This is a genomic window from Achromobacter sp. ACRQX (assembly GCF_022346505.1).
Classification (GTDB): domain Bacteria; phylum Pseudomonadota; class Gammaproteobacteria; order Burkholderiales; family Burkholderiaceae_B; genus Achromobacter; species Achromobacter animicus.
This window is the reverse complement of the sequence record NZ_JAKRML010000003.1, coordinates 347516-367616: the sequence shown is the minus strand read 5'-3', so window position 1 is coordinate 367616 and position 20101 is coordinate 347516. Positions and strand designations below refer to the sequence as shown.

The following is a 20101-nucleotide window of genomic DNA, read 5'->3' as shown; positions in this document are numbered from 1 at the left end:
CGCCACCCGCGCCGCCGATCAGACGTTCCGCGTTCTCGAACGGCGTGGTGTCCGTGATAACGACAGCGGTGTGCCCGGCGCCGCCATCGCCGCCGCGCATGCCGGATGTGCCACCCACGCCGGCGACACCGCTTTCACCGATAATGTCCGCCAGCGCCGAAACCGGCGCCAGCAACGCCACGCTCGCGATGAAACACGTTGCACGGCGGTGTCTGAAAGCACCTGGGCCGGCGTTCCCGCGATCAACGAATATCGGAGTTTTTATTTTTGCGTGACCGGTTGCCTTTGAAACCGCATGCACGCCGCTTTCCACAGAATCGCACCCGCAACGCATGTTCCCCCCTGCTTGGATTGGCTGATAAATCCGCGTCGTCGTCACGCCCAGCGAGTGGACTGGGAGCGGCGCAGCCAATTTCAATTGGTCGCGCTCGACGCACAACGTTTGCATTAGGGGTCAATGCTAGAAAACCCTTCCGAATAAACATTGAGCACAAATACTCTGACTGAATCAGATCTGTCTGGTATTCATGTTTTGACGAGGATAGGATCGCCGGGCACAGAGACTAAGAATCTGCAAGAGCGCGCGGTTTTTTTGCTTGTATGAGGCGCTGGGCGGGCGGCCCGGCGCTCAAGCGTGCGTTTCAGCTGTGGTGTCCGCCCCGGGGCGCGAGCGCCGGAGCGCCCACGCGCTGTCTGCTTCGCCGTGCGCCAGCCGTCGCTGCGTGACTCGCGCCATCCATGTGAACCCGAGCGCCATGGCCAGCGCGGTCGCATCCACGCCCAACGTTGCTGCCGACGAGTGCGCCCACAAGCCGGTTGACGGCGCCACCACGCCCAACAGTGAGGTCAACGGAATTGCCAATGTGAACGCGGCCGCCAGCCATAGCAGATGCACCGCCGCCGCTGCACCGCCTCGCACGAACGACCAGACAATGGCCGCGAAGAACGCCGCGTAGTACAGCCCTTTGATCCACATGTCCAAGTCGGCGACATGCCCATGCAAACCCTTGGCGGCGACCATCATGAGCGAAATGCCGCACACGCTGCCCAGGCACACGCCCACTGTCGCGGACGCCATCAACCGCGTGTCGAGCCGCTGCACCGGCACCGCGCCGGTTCGCCGGTCCGCGCGCTTGCGTCGCGACTCGATCCAGAGCAGGTTGCCGCTGTAGAACAGCCACGCGCCCGCCAGCCCCAGCAGGAAATACAACCACTGCACCGCCGCGCCGCCGAAGGACGCCATGTGCAATGCAAAGAAGCTGCTGACCCACAGGTTGGCCGCATCCTGGCGACCCGGCAGGTAGTCGGTGTTGAGCACCTTGCCGCTGTACGGGTCCATCGCCACGAAGCCGCCGCGGGCGCGGGGCGACACCGCGGCCGGGTCCTTGCCCCAGATGCGGACGATGGCGCGTGGCGCGGTCACCTGCGTGTACTGCAGCGCAATGGGCTCGAACGATGGCGACAGCCTGCGCGCATGCTGCAGCAACTCTTGCGGCGGCAGCATGGCGGACGGATCGCGCGGCGCGGCGTCGGGCGTAGCGCCACCACCGCGCTGGAACACCGATTCCAGCTTGCCGCCGTACATCAGCCGGTCCTGAATGTCGTAGATGCCATCGTGAAACGCGAACACGACCGAGCTGAGCGCCATCACGATATGGAAAGGCAGCGAGATGATGCCCACCACGTTGTGCGCGTCCAGCCACATGCGTTTGCGGTTCTTGCCCACCCGCAGCGCGAAGAAGTCCTTGACCAGCGAAGGAAGCAGGACGATGACGCCGGACACCAGCGCAATCGCATACAGCGACGCGACGACGCCCATGAACCAGCGGTTGGGGTCGCTGTCCGTCGGCAAACCGACCACGCGATGCAGCACGTCGATGAAATTGCCCAGCCTGCTGGGCTCGGCCTCGCCGATCTGCACGGCCCCGGCCGCGTCCAGGCGGGCGACATAATGCCGCACGGTTGATTCGTCATGGTCGTCGGCCTGCGGGTCGCGCACTTCCCATGCCATGCGCGCAGGCACGTTCTCGGTGGGCTGCAGATGAATGGTGAAGCCCTTGGCCACGTCGGGCCGCGCCGCCAGCGTCTTGGCGATCAGGTCGGGCGCGGTTTCAAGCGGCGCCATCGCCACGTCCGGCCGCGGCGACGCCCAGCGCGCGATAGGTTCCTTGAAGAGGGTCAGCGCGCCCGCGTAGAACGCAATGAACAGCGCCATGCCGGTCAGAATGCCCGTCCAGGTATGAACGGATTTGTAGATGCGGATGTAGTCGGCTCGCATGATGGCGATCCTCCTGCTTATAACGCGCCGGCCGCGTACAGCCCGCCATACAGCGCCAGGCAGATCCCGCCCAGCCAGCACCAGGCGCGCAGACCGCTGCCGAAGAAGTAGACGGTGGACGCGATGCCCAGCCACACGGGCGGCACCAGCCACATGGCAAGCTGCGAGCGCGTCGCAAGCGGTACGGCGGAAGTCAAGGCGGCCAGCAGCGCGCTGGCGCCCAGGGCGATCGCGAATCCCAACAACGTGCCGGCCAGGGTCTTTGAGACCCAGTCACGGCGGATGGGCGCGGGCTTAGCGGGCGTCATCGCGTACTCCCCCGGGCATGCCTCTGCCGTACATCCGACGCAATACGCCCAGATGCGGAATCAGGCAGAAGAACAGCATCAGCGCCGTACAGAATACGAACACCGCGGTGACCACGGTGAATCCGTACAAGCATCCCCAGCCGCCCAACGCCAGCAGCGCGATGCCTGCCGTGCGGGCGGGCGCGGCGGGCCACGGAGCGCTTGCCCACTGCTGGTTGGGCGATGCGCGATAGATGCAGAAGCAGCCGATGCACACGGCAATCAGGCTGGCAAGGATGAGGACTGGCATGGTCACCCCGGAATGAATGATGTCTGGGTCCGCCGCACGCCCCGATCGCCGGAACGGAGGGCGCGGCGGACGCCATGCAGGCCGCCTGTCAGAAGGTGATGGCGGCGGACGCCATGACGCTGCGGGCGGGCCCCAACGTCGCAATGGGCGTGGTGTCGCTGAAGATGCCCGCGTAGTAATACTTGTTGAACACGTTGTTGACGTTCAGGCGCAGCACCACGTCGCGGCCATTGACCTTCGTCGCATAGCGCGCGCCCAGGTCGACCTGGCCCCAGCCGGGGATCTCGATGTTGTTGGCCGAATCCGCGTACTGGCGCGACGTCGCCTGGACGCGTCCGGTCAGCGTCAGGCCAGGCACCCACGGCGTATCCCACTCCACCCCGGTGTTGACCTGCCAGCGCGGCGCGCCGACGGCAGTATTGCCGTTGTAGCGGCCATATGAAGTCTTGACCTGCGTGCCCTGCGTGTACGTGACGCCACCCAGCACGCGCACGCCCTGCGCGATCTCGCCAAACGTATTCCACTCGACGCCGCGCACGCGCTTTTCGCCACCGTCCGCATAGGTGGGCTGGGCGGTGGAGCCTTCGGTCACGAGCATCGGCTTTTCGATCTCGAAGAGCGCCAGCGTATTGGTGAAGGTGCCGGCGTTCCACTTCACACCCAGCTCCTTCTGCTTGGTCTTGTAGGGGGCAAAGACTTCGCCAAAGTTGGATGCGGTGGTGTCAGTGACGCTGTCGCCCTTGCTCAGGCCTTCCACGTAATTCGCGTAGAACGACAGATCGGGCCCCCACGGCTTGACAACCACGGCCACGGCTGGCGTCACGGCGTCTTCGTCGTAGCGCGCCGTGGTCTTGCCGGTCTTGTCGAAGTTGCTGGTCTTCACGCGCTGGTTGCGCACGCCACCGGTCACGCGCAGCTTGTCGTCCAGGAACGACATGGTGTCGACCAGCGCCAGGCTGGTCAGCGTGTTCTCGCTGGTTTTGGGCGGGCTGCCCGGCAGTGCCGGCATGACCGGCGTGATGGGGTTGTAGATGTTGGAACGGAACACCGATGCCGGTCCGGTGGCCGATCCGTCCTCGAGCTTGAGATAGGACGCCTGCAGCACGAGTTCATGGCCCACGCTTCCCGTCTTGAAGCGCGTGCGCAAGCCGCCCTCTGCGGTAGTGGCGTCGGTGTAGGCGCGCTGGCCTACGATCTGTCCGGTGAAATCGCCGTTGGGTTGGATCTGCCGGGCATGCGTGCCGTTGATGAGGCCGGACTGGTCGCTGTCACGCCGGCCCACGCCCGCGAACGCCGACACGTGCTCATTGAAGCGGTACTCGGCCTGACCCATGACGGCGTTGCTCTGGATGCTGCCGTAGGCGGTGCTGAACTGGTTGATGCGAGGATCGGGCGCCACCGGCACCACCGGGCTCGCAAACCAGAACATGGCCGGCGTGCCGCCCGTGAATGATTCCTGGCTGTGATAGGCGTCGATGGACGCCGTCAGCGCGCTGCCGCGGTAATCCAGGCCAGCCGACAGGAATTCGCGCTTTCTGGACTGGCCGTCCAGCGTGGTGGCGCCGTCGCTGAACGAACCGTTGACGCGCGCGCCCCATTCGTTGCGGTTCCCAAAGCGACGGCCCGCGTCAATCGTGGTGCCCAGTTGCCCATCGGACAGCCAGTCCACGCCGAACGTGGCCGTGGGCGTGTCGGTCGCACGCTTGGTGACCAGATTGACCGTTCCGCCCACCGCGCCGCTGGGCGCCATGCCGCTGAACAGCGCATTGGGCCCCTTCAGCACTTCAACCCGCTCGACGAATTCCACGGGCGTGCGGCCCATGGGCGCCAGGCCGTACATGCCGTTGATGGCTACATCGTTCTGGTTGACGTCGAAGCCCCGGATGCGGAAGTTCTCGTAGGCGTGGCCGCTGGAGGTCGTGAAGCGCACGGACGGATCGTTCGCCATGACGTCGGCCAGCGTGCGCGCCTGCTGGTTCTTGATGAGTTCGGACGTATAGCTGGTGACGTTGAACGGCGTGTCCATGACGGACTGGTTTCCCATCAGACCGAGCCGCGCGCCTTCTGCGACCTGCCCCCCGGCATAGACCGGCGGCAGGTCCCCGTCGCCCAAGGCGCCCGCCGTCACGGTGACCGGCTGCAACGTCGTCGCCTGCTGCGCGTCCTGCGCGTACGCCGCGTGCAGCGGCAACATCAGGGTGAGCGCCACGCTAGGGGCGATTCGCGCTACCCGCGAATCCATCAAAAACAATTTTTCCTCAGACACTTTCCACGCCCTCAAGTTCAATGCAAATGAGAATGATAGGCGCTTATCTTACGAAAAATATCGTTAACACGGCAGTGGTCAACCCGGCGCGCGCGAAGAATTTGCGCTCGCGCAAACGATTCGATGTGGACCTGTTTTAATTCCGCCACACGTCCTGCGCTCGCTCGGATGACGCTATGCAAGCGACTGCAGTTGATCCGCCATGAACTCGATGAACAGCCGCGCCCGCATGGGCGCGTGGCGCCCGAAAGCGTGCAGCACGGACACCGGCACGCGGGGCAATTGCGCCTCGGGCAGCACCTCGGTGAGCCGCCCGGCCGCAAGGTCGTCCGCGACTGCCAGCCGCAGGATCTGGATAATGCCCAGGCCGCCCAACGCAGCCGCGCGCAGCGCCGTGCCGTCGTCGGTGTCGAACACGCCCTCCGGGCGCACCACCTCCCCCGATGCGAACGTGATAGGAAAAGGGCTTCCGGCCAGCAGATATCGCACGTGCGCGTGGCGCGGCAGATCACCGATGCTGCGCGGCGTGCCACACCGCTTCAGATACGCAGGCGACGCCACCAGCGTCAGTGGCAGTTGCGCCAGTTGTCGCGCGTTCAGTTCCGAATCCGCGACACGGCCCGCGCGGATCGCAAGGTCGAATCCTTCGCGGATCAGATCCACATGGCGGTCGGCAAGGCTCATTTCCAGCTTTAAGTCCGGGTGCGCGGGCAGGAAGCGGTTGACGATGGGCGTCATCAGCAGGCGCCCCAGGTCGCCGGGCGCCGTGATCCGCAGGCGCCCTTGCGCGGTCGCTGCCGGCTGCATGACCTCGCTGGCATCATCCAGCGCTCGCAGCAGCGGCGACACGCGCTCGTAGTAGGCCGCCCCCTCGGGTGTGAGCGACAGCACTCGCGTAGACCGCTGGAACAGCCGGATGCCGAAACGCCGCTCCAGCCGCGCGATGGCCTTGGACACGGCAGAAGGCGACGTGCCCAGGATCCGGCCGGCGCTGCTGAAGGAGCCGGCCTCGACGGCAGTGGCAAAGGCAACCAGCGCGGAAACGTCAGGCGGCATGTCCATTGATGACCTTGCGGAATAGGTGCTTGTACAAAGACCCCCTATTTAACGCCTTTTGGAATAGATAGAGTGGCCTTTCCTTCATCTTTCTGGAAAAGCCATGACCCAACTTCAGGGAAAAGTCGCCCTCATCACCGGGGGCAATAGCGGCATCGGGCTCGCTTCCGCCCTCGCCTTCGCCCACGCCGGCGCGCAGGTCGTCATCCTGGGCCGCCGGCAGGACGCGGTGGACGCAGCCGTGCGCGCCATTGGCCATGACGCGCTGGGTATCACGGGGGACGTGGCCGATCTGGACACGCACGAGCGCGTGGTCGCCGACGTCCGGCAACGCTTCGGCGGCCTGGACATTTACCTGGCCAACGCCGGCGTCGCCATTCTGGAGCCGTCGGCGCAGGTGTCCGTCGAACACTACGACCGTCAGTTCGCCATCAACACGCGCGGGGTGTTTTTTGGCGTGACCAAAGCCCTGCCCGTACTGAACGACGGCGCGTCCATCATCCTGGTCAGCTCGATTGCCAGCGCCAAGGTGCTGGAAGGCCATGCCGTCTATGCAGCAAGCAAGGCCGCCATCGAAGCCATGGCCCGCAGCTGGGCGCTGGAACTGAAGGCGCGGCGCATCCGCGTCAACGTCATCAGCCCCGGCCCCGTGGATACGCCCATCCTGGAAAAGCTGGGACTGCCCGCTGATCAGCGCGCGGGGCTGGACGACGCCATGGCCGCCGCCATTCCGCTGGGCCGGATGGGCCGCCCCGACGAACTGGCGCGTGCCGCGCTGTATCTGGCCAGTGACGAGAGCAGCTTTGTCACGGGCGTCAACCTGCGGCTGGACGGCGGGATGGCGCTGACGTAGGGCGCCGGCGCGCCGGGCGGGCTGTAGCCGGCCGGGTCAATGCCCGACGTCAACGCCCAATGTCAGGGCGCAGTGTTCGGCGATATCGACCGCCTTGCGCGAACTGGCCGCCGGCGAGCCTTCCTGGGTCCACAGGAACGGATAAAACGAAAAGCACTGATCGGGTCCCAACGCCTTCACTTCGGCTTGCCATTCGGGCCAGCGCAACGCGGCATAGAAGTCCTCGATTCGTCCGGCCAGCATGGCTTGCAGGAAATCGGAGTAGCCCAGCTCCAGCGCCTCCCATTGCAGGTTGTCGGGCGCGCGGTAATAGAGCATGCCCGGATCATCGCCCAGCGCACCGCCGTTCAGCGCAAAGAAGCCGCCCGCTGCGTCGTCCGCGACAAGCAGGAAGCCATCCGCCCGCCCCGCGTTCCAGCCGGCCAGGTCGCGCGGTAGGCGCGGATGCCCGCTGCCCAGCACGCGAAGCCAGCCGCCATCAAGCAGCAGGCCGCCCGTGCCGTGCGCGATGGCTCCCATCGGGGACCGGGTCGTCACTTGCAACGCAAGCAGGACATCGTCGTTGCGTGGCGAAGGCGGCAGGATTTCACACTGAACAGCCGCACCGGCAATCCAATCATGGACGAGCGGCAAGGCCGGCTCGGTTTCGTTGATGAGTTCGTTCAAAGGTCGCATGGGGTGCGATGCTGACCGGTTCAGCCCGATCTGGCAAGCCAGCCGCAAGCGCCCAGGGGGCCCGCCGGACCACCCCCCAATCAGCGCTACAATCCGCGCCGGATTCCCGCCGAGCGTGCCCCGCGCCGCCCGGCCCGCGCCCAAGCGCATGGCATTGCCCTCCCAAGCCAGGCGAACCATGACGCATTCCCCCAAACCCCATTGATCGTTTGTCCGGTCGCACCGGATGCTTTTGCTGTTCTGGAAATCGAGGATTTCATGTCTCGGCAGTTGTTGGGCCTGGTGCTCGGGCCCCTACTTGGCTTGTTCGTTGTCTGCATCGGCAACGCTTTCATCTCTTCCCTCACGACCCTGCAGTTGGACGCCGCCGGCGAATCGGCCACGGTGGTCGGCGTCATTTCGTCGTCGTACTTCATCGGTTTGACGCTGGGCGCGATCTTCAATGACCGCCTGATCCTGCGCATCGGCCATATCCGCGCCTACAGCAGCTTCGCGTCCCTGATCGCCGTGACGGTGCTGCTGCAGGGCCTGATCTTCAATCGCGAGGCGTGGTTCGTGCTACGCCTGATCAACGGCTGGGCAAGCGTCGGCGTCTTCCTGGTGGTCGAGAGCTGGCTGCTGCTGGCGGGCGATGCCAAGATGCGCGGCCGTCTGCTGGCGCTGTACATGATCGCGCTGTATGGCTCGGGCATGCTGGGCCAGTTGGAGCTGGGCGCGATCACGCGGCTGGGCGACATGGCGCCGTTCATGGTGGCCGGCCTGCTGGCGTCACTGTCCGTGCTGCCGATGGTGATTATTCCGCGCGTGTCGCCGCTGGTGGAACGTGTCGAGCCGCTGTTGCCGCAGCATCTGGCGCGCATGACGCCCACCGGCGTGATGGGTTGCTTTGGCTCGGGCGTGGCCATTGCCGCGGTCTACACACTGCTGCCGCTCTATCTGCAGCGCATCGGCCTGGACGTTGCCGAGGTCGGCAAGATGATGGGCGCGGTGATTCTGGGCGCCATGGTGCTGCAGTACCCGGTGGGACGCTGGTCGGATCTGCGAGACCGGCAGGTGGTGCTGATCGCGCTGGCCGTATTCTGCGCCGTGCTCAGCCTGCTGATCCTGATGCTGCCGCCGGGCTCGTCCTTCTTGATGCCGCTGCTGTTCCTGCTGGGCGGCGGCGTCTTTGCGATCTATCCGGTCGCCGTCAGCCACGCGGCCGACCGCGCGCCGGCCGACGCGCTGGTGCGTATGATCCAGGGGCTGCTCTTGATCAACTCGCTGGGATCGGCGCTCAGTCCGCTGGCGATTTCGCCGGTGATGGCGAAGTTTGGCGAAGCGGGCCTGTTCTGGTGCTTTGCGCTGTTGAACCTGGGGTTGGTCACCTTCTTCGTCTGGCGCCGCAACGAACGCCCCGCGCCCGCCCCCGTGGCGCCCTTTGCGGCTGCCGCGCAGATGTCGCCGGTGGGTGTGGAGCTGCGCGTGACCGATGACCTGATCCAGGGTGCGCTCGACCACGAAATGACCGAGGATCTGACCAACGCGGTACACGGCGCCGAGGCCGCCGAGCCGGTGCTGAACACCGTACCGGACGCGCCGCCGACGGCCTGACGGGCGGCATCAAGCGGCAGATTTCGGTCGCCTTTGCGCCAAAACGGCGGGCCGGAACGCGCGCAAGCAGGGGGAATCGTACCGGCATGTATCCGCGATTCCTGCCACACACACTGCGACTTGAAATCGGTGGTGCGCGGGCGCGGGTTCAGCGGGATGATGCAAGCACCTACTGAAAACGGTGCACATCATGGAACAAATCCCACCCCTTGAATCCCCCGCCGCGCTCGTGTTCGGCGGCTCCCGCGGCATCGGCGCCGCCATTGCCGCGAGGCTGGCGGAAGCCGGCTATGCAGTGGCGCTAACGTACGCCAGCCGCGCGGACAGCGCCAACGCGGTCGTCGCGTCCATCGAGGCCAGCGGCGGTCGCGCGCTGGCCATTGAAGCCGACAGCGCCGACCCGCAAGCCATCGCATGCGCAGTGGATACCGCCGTGCAACAGTTCGGGCCGCTGAGTGTCGCTGTCGTCAACGCCGGCATCTACCGTGCCAACCCGATCAGCGCAGTCCCGCTCGACGAGCTGGACCAGATGCTGGCAGTGAACGTGCGCGGCGTGTTTTTGGCCATCCAGGCGTCGGCCGCCAACATGCGCGACGGCGGACGGATCATCACCATCGGCAGCAACACCGCCATCCGGACCGGCTCGCCCGGCAGCAGCGTCTACGCCATGACCAAGGCCGCCGTCGCCGCGATGGTCAGCGGCGCGGCGCTGGACCTTGCACCACGCCGCATCACGGTCAACAACATCCAGCCGGGTCCCATCCAGACGGACCTGACGGCGGAATGGACGGCGCAGCTTATTCCCCGCATTCCGCTGGGGCGCATGGGCAAATCGACTGAAATCGCGGGTCTTGCGGCATTTCTGGCGGGGGCCGACGCCGGCTACATCACGGGCGCCAGCCTGACTGCGGATGGCGGCTTCGTGCTGTAACGACGCAAGCCAGGCCTGGACCACTACCCCCGCTGGCTCAGCGCGCGCGCAATGCGATTGCGCGCCACCGTCGTGCGCGGCACCTTGAACGGGAACCAGCTGCGCACGTCCTCTTCCAGGCCGATGCCGTGCATGAAGTTGTAGATGGCCTTCTTCAAGCCCTTGCCCAGCGCGTCGTGATCCACGCCCGTGGGGTCGTGAAAGCCCACGTCGTTCTTGGCGAACGTGACGTCAGGCAAGGGCTTGAGCGTGATGCCGTATTCGTCCGGATTCAGGCCCACCGGGGAATGCACCGTACAGGCGAAACGATGAAAGAACCCGCTCTGGATGCAGTCGTTTTCGAACAGCTGGCGAACATATTCCAGCGCATCCACGGTGTCCTGCACGGTCTGCGTCGGAAAGCCGTACATCAGATAGGCGTGCACCAGCACACCGGCATCGCTGAACGCGCGCGTCACGCGCGCCACCTGGTCGATCGACACGCCCTTCTTCATCAGGTTCAAGAGCCGGTCCGACGCAACCTCCAGGCCACCGGACACCGCAATGCAGCCGCTGTCGGCCAGCAGTTCGCACAGTTCCGGGCTGAAGGTCTTTTCGAAGCGGATGTTGCCCCACCACGAAATGCCGGCGTTGCGCTCGATCAGCTCGGCCGCCAGCGCCTTCAACGCCTTGGGCGGCGCCGCTTCGTCCACGAAATGAAAGCCGGTCTGCCCGGTCTCGGCCACGATGGTCTGAATGCGATCGGCCAGCACGGATGCGGATGCGCCCTCGTAACGGCCGATATAGTCCAGCCCCACGTCGCAGAAGCTGCACTTCTTCCAGTAACAGCCGTGGGCGACGGTCAGCTTGTTCCAGCGGCCGTCGCTCCAGAGGCGGTTCATCGGGTTCAGCATGTCCAGCAGCGACAGGTAGCGATCCAGCGGCAGGCCGTCCCACGTGGGCGTGCCCACCTCGGCGAACGCGACGTCCGGTTCAACCAGGTTGACGTACCGCACCGCGCCGCTGTCCGCATCGCGCACAAACGTGCGCACCAGCCGCTGGCGCGACCGCTTGCCCTGCACGTGCTCCAGGAGCGCCAGCAAGGGGCGCTCGCCGGCGTCCAGCGTGACGAAGTCGAAGTAATCGAACACGCGCGGGTCTTTCAGTTCGCGCAGCTCGGTGTTGACGAAGCCACCGCCCAGCACGGTGACGATGGTGGGGTCCTGCGCCTTGATGGCCTGCGCGATGCGAAAGGCTGCATACACCGCGCCCGGAAACGGCACCGACAGCAGAACCATCGTCGGCTTGTGACGCGCCAGCGCCGCATCCGTCAGTTCGCGCAGCGTCTCGTCCACCAGGTTCATCGGTGCAGCCAGCGCCTCTGCCAGCGGGTCGAACGTCGGCTGGCTGCCCGCAAGCGATTCGGCATAGCGCACGAATTCAAAGCGCGGGTCGATGGCGTCACGCAGCACATCGGCCAGGTCGTTCAGATACAGCGTGGCCAAATGCTTGGCCCGGTCCTGCAGGCCCAGCGCGCCGAACGCCCACGCCAGCGGATCGCCGCCATCCTCGTCCAGATAGACGTCCAGCGAGCTGAAGCGCGGGCCTTCCGGCAGATAGTTGCGCCCGGCAATGCGGTGCGCCAGCGTGGGATCGCGGCCTTGCAGAAAGCCGATCACCGGCCCAATGGTCGCCAGATAGCGCGCCTGCATGGCGACGAAGGCCTGGATCGGTTGCGTATGTTTTTCAAGAGGCAGCGCGTCGATACGCTGCGCCACGGCGCGCAGGCCGTCGGCCGACAACAATCGCAGCACCAGGGCAAGCGCCAGATCCTCCTGAAATGCGGTGACCTCGCGCGAACGCAGAAAGCCGGTCAGGTAGGCGGTGGACGGGTACGGGGTATTCAGCTGCGTCATCGGTGGAATCACCGACAGCACGCGCAAAGGCAAGGTCGACATGAGGCACGGCAGGACTGCCGTCTAAAAAGCGGGGATCGGTGCAATTATAGGCAGCGCGGCGGGCGCGGCCCGGTCCGCCCTACAGCACGCCGTCCAGCCAGTCCAGCACGCGGCGGTTCAACAGCGATCGGTTCGCGGATTCGCAGTGATCCCCCGCGCCCTCTTGCTCGGTGAAGCGCAGCAGCGTCTTGGGGCAGCGCAACTCGTCGAAGAACTGCAGCGTGCCAGCCGCCAACGGGTCGTTTTCGGCCAGCGTCATGAGCGTCGGGCACGTAATCTGGTCGACCCGGCCCTCCAGGGTGAACGGCTCGATTGCTCGCAGGTAGTCACGCAGATTGTCCACGCCGTGCACCCAGAAGCCGCGCTGCACCACCTTCCACGTCAGCACGGGGCTGGCCGTGACGAACTGCCAGAGTCGGTCCATCACGGGTTGGTCCACCTCACCCAGGTTCTGCGCGCTTTCCGGGCTGGTGCCCAGCTTGACGGCCAACGGCCGGAACGAGCCCGCGAGGCTACGTTGGCCCGGGTCCGCAATGCAGGCCGCCAGCCGGGGTTCGCCGGACGCCGCGCGTGGCGCCAGGTGGCCGCCCAGGCTCCAGCCGCTGAGTGCGATGCGTTTGGGGTCCACGATAGGCAGCGTGATCGCGTAGTCCACCACGGCGCCCACCACCGTCTCCCAATCGGGCCGCATTGTCACGCCCTGTTCGTACAGCATGCCGCCCTGCCCTGGCCCGTCAAACACCAGGGCGTGATAACCCCGGCGCGACGCGGCCACGGCGCTTGCAAAATACATATCCGTCACCGTGGCGTCATAACCGTTGGTGAAGATGACGAGCGGCCTGACGTCAGTGTGGTGGCCGACAGCCGGAATCAGATATGCCGGCATATTCGCGCCGACCAGCGGGATGCACGCGGGCATGACGGGATGCGCAGACAGCGCGAGGCCTCGGTCGAAAGCCGCGATCTGCTTGCGAAAGGCCGCCAGCAACCGTGCATCTGTCGGCGCGCCATATAGCGGCCGGTAAGCCGTGCAATAGAAGGCGCTGGCTCGCAAGTGCAGTTCACGCGCGCTGGCGACAAGGTTGCGGCGTTCGGCGTCTTGCGCCTCGGCGGTCAACCGATCACCCGCCGCCATCCAGGCCTCAAAGAATGCGGTGTCGTCCCCGTCGCCCACCGCCCGGCCCACCGCCAGCATTTCCCCCAGATCGGCACCGCCATAGGGTATGTAGGCGGCCGGCCGCATGCCGAAGTCGTCGTGCAGGTCGTTCTGGAAAGCCATGCCCATGGGATTCTCCGAAAAGGAAATGTTGCGACGCGCCGGGACCGAAGCAGCGTAACCGAGCGACGCGCCCGTGGCGATACACCGTTTCGGCAATGCGTTTCGCCGATGCGCCCGGCCTATGCAGACCGTGTTTGCCGAAATGATCGCCCGCCGCGATCACAATCTTCAAACCGGCGGACTATCGTTCAATACGGCCCGCCGGGCGGCTGGCACATTGCCGGAGTCCCACACCCCGGCCACCGAAGGAATCACCCGTGCCTGTCATTGCGACCCCCGCCCCCGGCGCCAAGCTGCTGTCCCCGCACGATCACACGCTGATCATGATCGACTTCCAGTCGCAGATGGCGTTCGCCACCCATTCCATCGACGCCGTCACGCTGCGCAGCAACGCCGCGTTGGTGGCCCATGCGGCTGCCGGGTTCGGCGTGTCCACGATCCTGACGACGGTTGCCGAAAAAAGCTTCTCCGGCCCCATGTTCGAGGAAGTCACCGCCCCGTTCCCCGGCCGGCCGCTGGTGGACCGCACGTCCATGAACACCTGGGAAGACGCCGCCGTCATCAAGCAGGTCAATGAAATCGGCAAGAAGCGCATCGTGCTGGCCGGGCTGTGGACCAGCGTGTGCATCGTCGGTCCGGCCCTGTCGGCGCTGGATCAGGGCTTTGAAGTCTATGTGATCACCGACGCCTGCGGCGACGTGTCCGCCGAAGCCCATAACCGTGCCATTGAGCGTATCGTTCAGGCAGGCGGCCAGCCGGTCACCGCGTTGCAGTACCTGCTGGAATTGCAGCGCGACTGGGCCCGCATCGACACCTACGACATGACGACCGGCATTGCCCGGAAGTTCGGCGGCGCCTATGGCCTGGGCATCATCTACGCCAAGTCCATGTTCAACGCCCACGAAGGCTGACAGGAGCGCGCCAATGAAGGTCTACCTCGTTTCCTTGGGTCTCGGCCTGTTGGTCGGTATCATCTACGCCCTTTTCAATGTGCGATCGCCGGCGCCACCGGTGATCGCGCTGGTTGGCCTGCTGGGCATCCTGGCTGGGGAACAGATTCCCCCGCTGGTCAAGCGCCTGCTGGCGGACGAGCCCACCCGCACGTCCTTCATCCATGAACAGGTAAAACCGCATATGTTCGGCGAATTGCCCAGCTGCCCCAAGGCGTCCGCCGACACCGCCCAACAACCCGCCGATGCATGTGGAGACAAGCGCAATGGCTGACACCCTGGATCCCGCGCGCCAAGGCGCCCCCGACCTCATCCTGCATCAGGGCCGTTTCACGACCCTGGACCCCGCCAACCCCGTCGCCGACGCGGTCGCCATCAAGGATGGCCGTTTCACGCGTGTGGGCGCCGCCAGCGACATTCTGCCCCTGGCCGGCCCGGCCACCCGCGTCATCGCGCTGAACGGACGCGGCGTGCTGCCCGGCCTGATCGACAATCACCTGCACATCATCCGCGGCGGCCTGAACTACAACATGGAACTGCGCTGGGACGGCGTGACCAGCCTGGCCGACGCCATGGCCATGCTGCGCCGCCAGGTCGCCATCACGCCCGCTCCGCAATGGGTGCGCGTGGTCGGCGGCTTCACCGAACACCAGTTCGCGGAAAAACGCCTGCCCACCATCGAGGAACTGAACGCGGTGGCGCCCGATACGCCCGTGTTCATCCTGCACCTGTACGACCGCGCCCTGCTTAACGCCGCCGCCCTGCGCGCGGTTGGCTACGACAAGAACACGCCCGCGCCTCCCGGCGGCGAAATCGTCCGGGATTCGGCCGGCAACCCAACCGGGCTGCTGCTTGCCAAGCCCAACGCATCGATCCTGTACGCCACGCTGGCCAAGGGGCCCAAGCTGCCCTTCGAATACCAGGTCAATTCCACGCGCCACTTCATGCGCGACCTGAACCGCCTGGGCGTCACGGGCGCCATCGATGCGGGCGGTGGCAACCAGAACTACCCCGAGGACTATCAGGTCATTCAGCAACTGGCCGACGCCGGTCAACTGACGATCCGCCTGGCCTACAACCTTTTCACCCAGAAACCCAAGCAGGAAAAGGAAGACTTCCTGAACTGGACGGCCACCTCCCAGTACAAGCAAGGCACCGATTACTTCCGCCACAACGGCGCGGGCGAGATGCTGGTGTTTTCGGCGGCAGACTTCGAAGATTTCCGCCAACCGCGCCCCGAGATGGGTCCCGAAATGGAAGTCGATCTCGAGGAAGTCGTGCGCATCCTGGCGCAGAACCGCTGGCCCTGGCGCATGCACGCCACCTATGACGAGACCATCTCGCGCTCGCTCGACGTGTTCGAACGCGTGAACAAGGACGTTCCGCTGGCCGGGCTGAACTGGTTCTTCGACCACGCCGAGACGATTTCCGAGCGTTCCATCGACCGCATCGCCGCGCTCGGCGGCGGTGTGGCCGTGCAGCATCGCATGGCCTACCAGGGCGAATACTTTGTCGAGCGCTACGGCGCCGGTGCCGCCGAGGCCACGCCGCCCGTCAAGCGCATGCTTGAAAAAGGCGTCAACGTGTCGGCGGGCACCGATGCCACCCGCGTCGCCTCATACAACCCGTGGGTGTCGCTGTCGTGGCTCATCACGGGCAAGACGGTGGGCGGCCTGCGGCTGACCCCGCAGCGCAATTGCCTGGACCGCGACGCCGCCCTGCGCATGTGGACCGAGAACGTCACCTGGTTCTCCAACGAACAGGGCAAAAAGGGTCGTATCGCCGTCGGCCAGCTTGCCGACCTGATCGTGCCTGATCGCGACTTCTTCTCGTGCCCCGAATCCGACATCGCCGACACGAGCAGCCTGCTGACCGTCGTGGGCGGCAAGGTGGTCTGGGGCGCAGGCGACTTCGCCGAATACGACGAGGCCGCCCCGCCGCCCGCCATGCCCGACTGGTCGCCCACCCGCCTGTTCGGCGGCTACGGCGCCTGGGGCGACAGCGAGGGCAAGCCTTTGCAGGCCTCCCTGCGCGAGGCGGCCGCTGCCTGCGCGTGCGCCAACGACTGCAATGTCCACGGCCACCAGCACGCCGGGGCCTGGGCCAGCAAGCTGCCCGTTTCCGACCTGAAGGGTTTCTGGGGCGCGTTGGGCTGCGCCTGCTGGGCCGTCTGAGGATGCATTACGGGCCGGGGCTTCCCGTCAGTTGACGGTGATGCCCCCCTCGCGAATGACCTTTGCCCACTGCTCGATCTCGGCGTTCAGCCGGGCCTTCGACGCTTCCACATCCAGCGCGTCAGCGTAAACGCCTTGCTGCAGCAGTTGAGCCTTGGCATCGTCCTTGGCCAGCGCCGTGGTCAGCGCCTTATTGATCTTGGCCACGATAGGAGCCGGCGTGCCCGCCGGCGCCATCACGCCAAAGAGCGAACTGACGTTGAAGCCGCTGAACCCTTGCTCCTCGGCAGTGGGAATATCCGGCAGCATCGAAACGCGCTGCGGCGTAAGGACGGCCAATGGACGCAACTGGCCTGATTTGATGAAGGAAATTGCGGCGGGAACCGTCTCGGTCATCGTCTCGACCTGTCCTCCGACCAGATCGGTCATGGCCGGACCGCTGCCGCGATAGGCCACGTGCACGATGTTGACACCCGCGATCTGCTTGAACAGCTCCATTGCCATGCGCTGCGGCGCGCCGGCGCCCGACGAGGCGAAGTTGAGCTTTCCCGGATTCGCCTTGGCGTAGGTCACCAGTTCGGACAGCGATTTGATCGGCAGCTTGGGATTGACCACGGCCACCAGCGGCACGAAGCCCACCACGCCGGCAGGCGCGAAGTCCTTGCGCAGGTCGTATGGGATCGTGTCCTTCTCCAGGGTCGCCATGACCGAGTGCGAGGTCAGCGCGCCCATCAGGAGCGTATAGCCGTCGGGCTGAGCCCGGGCCACCTCGGCAGCGCCGATGTTTCCGCCAGCGCCGCCCCGGTTCTCGATTACAACCTGGCCGCCGATCTCATCGCTCAGGCGCTGGCCCACGATGCGTCCGATAACGTCGGTTGCGCCTCCCGGCGGGTAAGGAATGATCAGGCGGATGGGTTTGCTGGGATAGCTGTCGGCGGCCTGCGCAGAGGCAAGGCTGGGGACGGCGAATGCGGCAACTGCGATGAAGGCTGCAGCGACGATGTTGACGCGCTTGCGCGCGGCATGCGTACAGATCATGGTTGTCTCCCGATGCGTTCCTATGGCTGGAAAGCTTTAGACGCATGTTCGCAAACTCTCGCCTGCGCAAAGAGAAAAAACTTTATGGTCTGTCCACAAAATCCTTGCGGGTCTTAGGGCATTTGGATGAGGAAATCTCGGCGGACCAAGAGCAGATCGCGGTGGGCAATCGTTTCCTCGGACTTCAGGGGGAAGCTCGCTTCGAGCGGCCCAAGGCCCTCAATGCGCCGACGCATCCAAAAACCGATGCACCACCCGCACCGCAGCCGCGCCCTCGGCGATGCTCGCCAGCACATGCTTCACCGACCCGGCACGCGCTGCCCCCACCGCAAACACACCGGGTTGCGAGCTTTCATAATCCCTGGCCTGCATCGACCCCGCGGCGGCACGACCCGTATGGATGCAGCCCTGGTCGTCCGTGTCCAGCCACCCGTCCAGCCAGGCGGTGTTGGCCTGATCGGTCACCGTTTCCGCATCGCCCTGCATGCCGGTCGCAACGATGAGGCTGCGCGCCTCGACGAGCCGGCCGTCGTCCAGCCACACCCGATAGGGATAACAGCCGCCGTCGAAGCGGCTGACCGTGCGCAGCGGCAGCACGTGCGCGCCGAAGCGCTTGCTCTGGTCCTGGGCGCGGCGCAGCAGCGGGCCCTCGCATAATCCGGTGATCGTGCCGGGGAAGCCCTTCAGCACGTCCAGTCCGGGCGCGTCGCCACAGGAGAGCGAGCCGCCCACCAGCAACGTCTGCAGCCCCTCGGAGGCGGCATAGGCGGCGGCGGCCATTCCAGCCGGCCCGCCGCCGATCACGGCCAGGTCCATGACGGGATCTTCCTGCGCGCTTTCCGCCACTGAGCGCAGAATGGCGCCCCCATACGGCCGGCGCCGCAGATACCCGATGCGGCGCAGCATGAACGCGCGCAGGATGATTTCTGCCAGCGGCCGCTCCGCCAGAATCATCGTTTCAAGCGCTGCGCGGCTCAGCCGCAACAGGCGGCTGGGGGTATTGGCGCGCACCGTGACCGCATTCGGCCGGTCGGTGAAGAGGTCCAGGCTGCCCGTGAATTCGCCGTCACGATGGACAAGCAGACTGCGCATGGCGCCGCCAGCGTCGGCTTCCAGCACTTCGGCATAGCCCTGGAGCAGGATGTAGAACGCGGCTTCGCGATCACCGCTGTTGAGCAGCACGCGGCCCGGCTCGGCCGACATCTCCTCGCCATAGGCGGCCGCGCGCTCGATCAGCGCGCGCGGCAGCATCGGAAACGCCTGCGCATGCAAGGCGGCCAAATCGGGCGGCAGGTTGGCCGGCGCGGGGCCGGCGGCAAGAACACTCATGGAACGCTTTCGGAACATCGGGGACAGAGGGAAGGCATTCCATCACGGTAACGCCATGGCGCGGGCACGTCTTGCCCACTTGCGTCCTGCTTTGCACGAAAGAGCAACGCGCGCGTCCTCCGCAAAGAAGCTGTTCCAGCCGGGCTGCCGGCCGCTTAGCGTTATCTCAAGCCCCGTGTTCCCTGCGCCACGCCCCGGGCGCCACCCCCACCACACTGGTGAACACGCGCGTCATATGCGCCTGGTCGGCAAAACCGCACAAGAGCGCGATGTCGGTGATGGACCGGCCCGGTGCGCGCAGCAGTTCCTGCGCCTTTTGCACCCGCTGCTCCAGCAGCCACCGATGCGGCGTAGTGCCAACAGTCTGGCGGAACGCCTTGATGAAATAGCTGCGGGACAGATTGCAGGCCTCGGCGATATCTGCCACGGACGCGTCCTCGCGCAGGGACGCCAGCAGCATGTCCTTGGCGCGCGCCTCCAGCTTGCGGGACAGCACGCGGCCCCCGCCCGAGTCCGCCCAGCCGCTCGTCGCCCCGGCCCCGTATTGCGACAGCAGATGGGTGCCCAGGGCCAGACTCAAATGATCCACGAAGAGTCCACTCGTCTGCGCGGGATTCGCCACCACGCCCGCCAGCACCTGCGACAGATGGCCCAGCACCGGATCGGGCTGCCCATTGCGCGGCAGCAGGCTGCTGACACGCGGGCCGCCCTTCTCGTCGTTGATGCGTTCGATGAACGCGCGGGGCATTTCGACCAACATGAAATCGAACCCGCCTTGCAGGTCGGCCCGGTAATCGTCGGTGAAGTCGCGGATGTAGATTGAACCCGCGTCGAAATCATGGGTCGACGCGTGATTGCCCTGCAGGATGCGGCGACGGTGGCCGCCCCGCAGCGCCACGCCCACCAGAAACCCGCGATCCGACGCGGGCGTTTCGACGCTGCCGAATTGCGCGGTTTCGGTGCGCTTGCGGTAGAACGTCAGTCCGCCTCCGTGGAATTCCTGATTCACAGCCAGCTTGCTGGCCGAGCAGCCCAGCGCGTCGGTGGACCGCGCGGGCGTGGGTTCGGGAATCAGAAGCTGGGAGGCGGGCATTGACGCGGTCCAAATCGGGGCAAACGCATTTCGGGGTCGAAGATAGCAGGCG

At 65.8% G+C, this 20101-nt stretch carries 18 protein-coding genes; 7 read left to right on the top strand and 11 right to left on the bottom strand.

The genetic code is table 11. From position 1 onward, the window contains the following. Window positions 1-289 (top strand): hypothetical protein (locus MHZ91_RS05305; protein ID WP_239212801.1); only part of this gene is annotated, 289 nt, incomplete at its 5' end. A gap of 339 nt (window positions 290-628) precedes the next feature. Here MHZ91_RS05305 and MHZ91_RS05300 read toward each other — a convergent pair. The 5 genes from MHZ91_RS05300 to MHZ91_RS05280 all read right to left on the bottom strand — a co-directional run bounded on the left by MHZ91_RS05300 (window position 629) and on the right by MHZ91_RS05280 (window position 6197). Continuing rightward, entirely contained in the window at window positions 629-2278 is a 1650-nt protein-coding gene (locus tag MHZ91_RS05300; RefSeq protein ID WP_239212799.1) for a PepSY domain-containing protein, read from the bottom strand. Window positions 2279-2295: 17 nt separating this feature from the next. Further along, window positions 2296-2586 (bottom strand): hypothetical protein, encoded by a 291-nt coding sequence (locus MHZ91_RS05295; protein WP_239212797.1) that lies wholly within the window; start codon window positions 2584-2586, stop codon window positions 2296-2298. Beyond that, window positions 2573-2875, bottom strand: coding sequence for a hypothetical protein (locus tag MHZ91_RS05290; RefSeq protein ID WP_175183559.1), 303 nt, complete (start codon window positions 2873-2875; stop codon window positions 2573-2575). The genes MHZ91_RS05295 and MHZ91_RS05290 overlap by 14 nt, the downstream gene beginning before the upstream one ends. A gap of 88 nt (window positions 2876-2963) precedes the next feature. Beyond that, window positions 2964-5084 carry a TonB-dependent receptor gene (locus tag MHZ91_RS05285; RefSeq protein WP_239212795.1) on the bottom strand — a complete coding sequence of 707 codons (2121 nt, stop codon included), beginning with the start codon at window positions 5082-5084 and terminating at the stop codon, window positions 2964-2966. A gap of 231 nt (window positions 5085-5315) precedes the next feature. After that, window positions 5316-6197 carry a LysR family transcriptional regulator gene (locus tag MHZ91_RS05280; RefSeq protein ID WP_239212793.1) on the bottom strand — a complete coding sequence of 294 codons (882 nt, stop codon included), beginning with the start codon at window positions 6195-6197 and terminating at the stop codon, window positions 5316-5318. A gap of 103 nt (window positions 6198-6300) precedes the next feature. Between MHZ91_RS05280 and MHZ91_RS05275 the strand changes: the two genes are divergently transcribed. Beyond that, complete coding sequence (locus tag MHZ91_RS05275) at window positions 6301-7050, top strand: SDR family NAD(P)-dependent oxidoreductase (RefSeq protein ID WP_239212792.1); 750 nt, start codon at window positions 6301-6303, stop codon at window positions 7048-7050. Window positions 7051-7086: 36 nt separating this feature from the next. Here the strand turns inward: MHZ91_RS05275 and MHZ91_RS05270 are convergent, their stop codons facing one another. Continuing rightward, window positions 7087-7725 carry a DUF2625 family protein gene (locus MHZ91_RS05270; RefSeq protein ID WP_239212791.1) on the bottom strand — a complete coding sequence of 213 codons (639 nt, stop codon included), beginning with the start codon at window positions 7723-7725 and terminating at the stop codon, window positions 7087-7089. A gap of 258 nt (window positions 7726-7983) precedes the next feature. On the opposite strand from MHZ91_RS05270, the gene MHZ91_RS05265 reads away from it, so the two are divergent. Both MHZ91_RS05265 and MHZ91_RS05260 read left to right on the top strand, forming a co-directional pair. After that, entirely contained in the window at window positions 7984-9318 is a 1335-nt protein-coding gene (locus tag MHZ91_RS05265) for an MFS transporter (protein WP_239212790.1), read from the top strand. 190 nt (window positions 9319-9508) lie between these two features. Beyond that, complete coding sequence (locus tag MHZ91_RS05260) at window positions 9509-10249, top strand: SDR family oxidoreductase (protein WP_239212789.1); 741 nt, start codon at window positions 9509-9511, stop codon at window positions 10247-10249. 23 nt (window positions 10250-10272) lie between these two features. Here the strand turns inward: MHZ91_RS05260 and MHZ91_RS05255 are convergent, their stop codons facing one another. Together MHZ91_RS05255 and MHZ91_RS05250 are read right to left on the bottom strand one after the other, a co-directional pair. Continuing rightward, a complete protein-coding gene (locus tag MHZ91_RS05255; RefSeq protein WP_175183565.1) occupies window positions 10273-12186 on the bottom strand; it encodes a radical SAM protein in 1914 nt (637 codons plus the stop codon). A gap of 79 nt (window positions 12187-12265) precedes the next feature. Then, a complete protein-coding gene (locus MHZ91_RS05250; protein ID WP_239212788.1) occupies window positions 12266-13471 on the bottom strand; it encodes a S9 family peptidase in 1206 nt (401 codons plus the stop codon). 251 nt (window positions 13472-13722) lie between these two features. Here MHZ91_RS05250 and MHZ91_RS05245 point away from each other — a divergent pair, with 251 nt between their 5' ends. From MHZ91_RS05245 to MHZ91_RS05235, 3 genes are read left to right on the top strand one after another with little or no spacing between them, the layout of a single operon-like run. Continuing rightward, complete coding sequence (locus tag MHZ91_RS05245; RefSeq protein ID WP_239212787.1) at window positions 13723-14376, top strand: hydrolase; 654 nt, start codon at window positions 13723-13725, stop codon at window positions 14374-14376. A 13-nt stretch (window positions 14377-14389) separates the two neighbouring features. Beyond that, window positions 14390-14689: a XapX domain-containing protein gene (locus MHZ91_RS05240; RefSeq protein WP_056561574.1), complete on the top strand. Its 300-nt coding sequence runs from the start codon at window positions 14390-14392 to the stop codon at window positions 14687-14689. Beyond that, window positions 14682-16589, top strand: coding sequence for an amidohydrolase (locus MHZ91_RS05235; RefSeq protein ID WP_239212786.1), 1908 nt, complete (start codon window positions 14682-14684; stop codon window positions 16587-16589). Before MHZ91_RS05240 ends, MHZ91_RS05235 begins: the two co-directional genes overlap by 8 nt. A 27-nt stretch (window positions 16590-16616) precedes the next feature. Here MHZ91_RS05235 and MHZ91_RS05230 read toward each other — a convergent pair whose 3' ends face one another. The 3 genes from MHZ91_RS05230 to MHZ91_RS05220 all read right to left on the bottom strand — a co-directional run bounded on the left by MHZ91_RS05230 (window position 16617) and on the right by MHZ91_RS05220 (window position 20049). Continuing rightward, entirely contained in the window at window positions 16617-17627 is a 1011-nt protein-coding gene (locus tag MHZ91_RS05230; protein WP_239212785.1) for a tripartite tricarboxylate transporter substrate binding protein, read from the bottom strand. Window positions 17628-17846: 219 nt separating this feature from the next. Next, window positions 17847-18956: a cyclic nucleotide-binding domain-containing protein gene (locus tag MHZ91_RS05225; protein WP_239212783.1), complete on the bottom strand. Its 1110-nt coding sequence runs from the start codon at window positions 18954-18956 to the stop codon at window positions 17847-17849. 166 nt (window positions 18957-19122) lie between these two features. Continuing rightward, entirely contained in the window at window positions 19123-20049 is a 927-nt protein-coding gene (locus tag MHZ91_RS05220) for an AraC family transcriptional regulator (RefSeq protein ID WP_239212781.1), read from the bottom strand. Between the last annotated feature and the right edge of the window lie 52 nt (window positions 20050-20101).

Coding starts and splice junctions, on each gene's coding strand:
- MHZ91_RS05300 (WP_239212799.1), bottom strand. CDS start 2,278: ATGCGAGCCGACTACATCCGCATCTACAAATCCGTTCATACCTGGACG.
- MHZ91_RS05295 (WP_239212797.1), bottom strand. CDS start 2,586: ATGACGCCCGCTAAGCCCGCGCCCATCCGCCGTGACTGGGTCTCAAAG.
- MHZ91_RS05290 (WP_175183559.1), bottom strand. CDS start 2,875: ATGCCAGTCCTCATCCTTGCCAGCCTGATTGCCGTGTGCATCGGCTGC.
- MHZ91_RS05280 (WP_239212793.1), bottom strand. CDS start 6,197: ATGCCGCCTGACGTTTCCGCGCTGGTTGCCTTTGCCACTGCCGTCGAG.
- MHZ91_RS05275 (WP_239212792.1), top strand. CDS start 6,301: ATGACCCAACTTCAGGGAAAAGTCGCCCTCATCACCGGGGGCAATAGC.
- MHZ91_RS05270 (WP_239212791.1), bottom strand. CDS start 7,725: ATGCGACCTTTGAACGAACTCATCAACGAAACCGAGCCGGCCTTGCCG.
- MHZ91_RS05265 (WP_239212790.1), top strand. CDS start 7,984: ATGTCTCGGCAGTTGTTGGGCCTGGTGCTCGGGCCCCTACTTGGCTTG.
- MHZ91_RS05260 (WP_239212789.1), top strand. CDS start 9,509: ATGGAACAAATCCCACCCCTTGAATCCCCCGCCGCGCTCGTGTTCGGC.
- MHZ91_RS05255 (WP_175183565.1), bottom strand. CDS start 12,186: ATGTCGACCTTGCCTTTGCGCGTGCTGTCGGTGATTCCACCGATGACG.
- MHZ91_RS05250 (WP_239212788.1), bottom strand. CDS start 13,471: ATGGGCATGGCTTTCCAGAACGACCTGCACGACGACTTCGGCATGCGG.
- MHZ91_RS05240 (WP_056561574.1), top strand. CDS start 14,390: ATGAAGGTCTACCTCGTTTCCTTGGGTCTCGGCCTGTTGGTCGGTATC.
- MHZ91_RS05235 (WP_239212786.1), top strand. CDS start 14,682: ATGGCTGACACCCTGGATCCCGCGCGCCAAGGCGCCCCCGACCTCATC.
- MHZ91_RS05230 (WP_239212785.1), bottom strand. CDS start 17,627: ATGATCTGTACGCATGCCGCGCGCAAGCGCGTCAACATCGTCGCTGCA.
- MHZ91_RS05225 (WP_239212783.1), bottom strand. CDS start 18,956: ATGAGTGTTCTTGCCGCCGGCCCCGCGCCGGCCAACCTGCCGCCCGAT.
- MHZ91_RS05220 (WP_239212781.1), bottom strand. CDS start 20,049: ATGCCCGCCTCCCAGCTTCTGATTCCCGAACCCACGCCCGCGCGGTCC.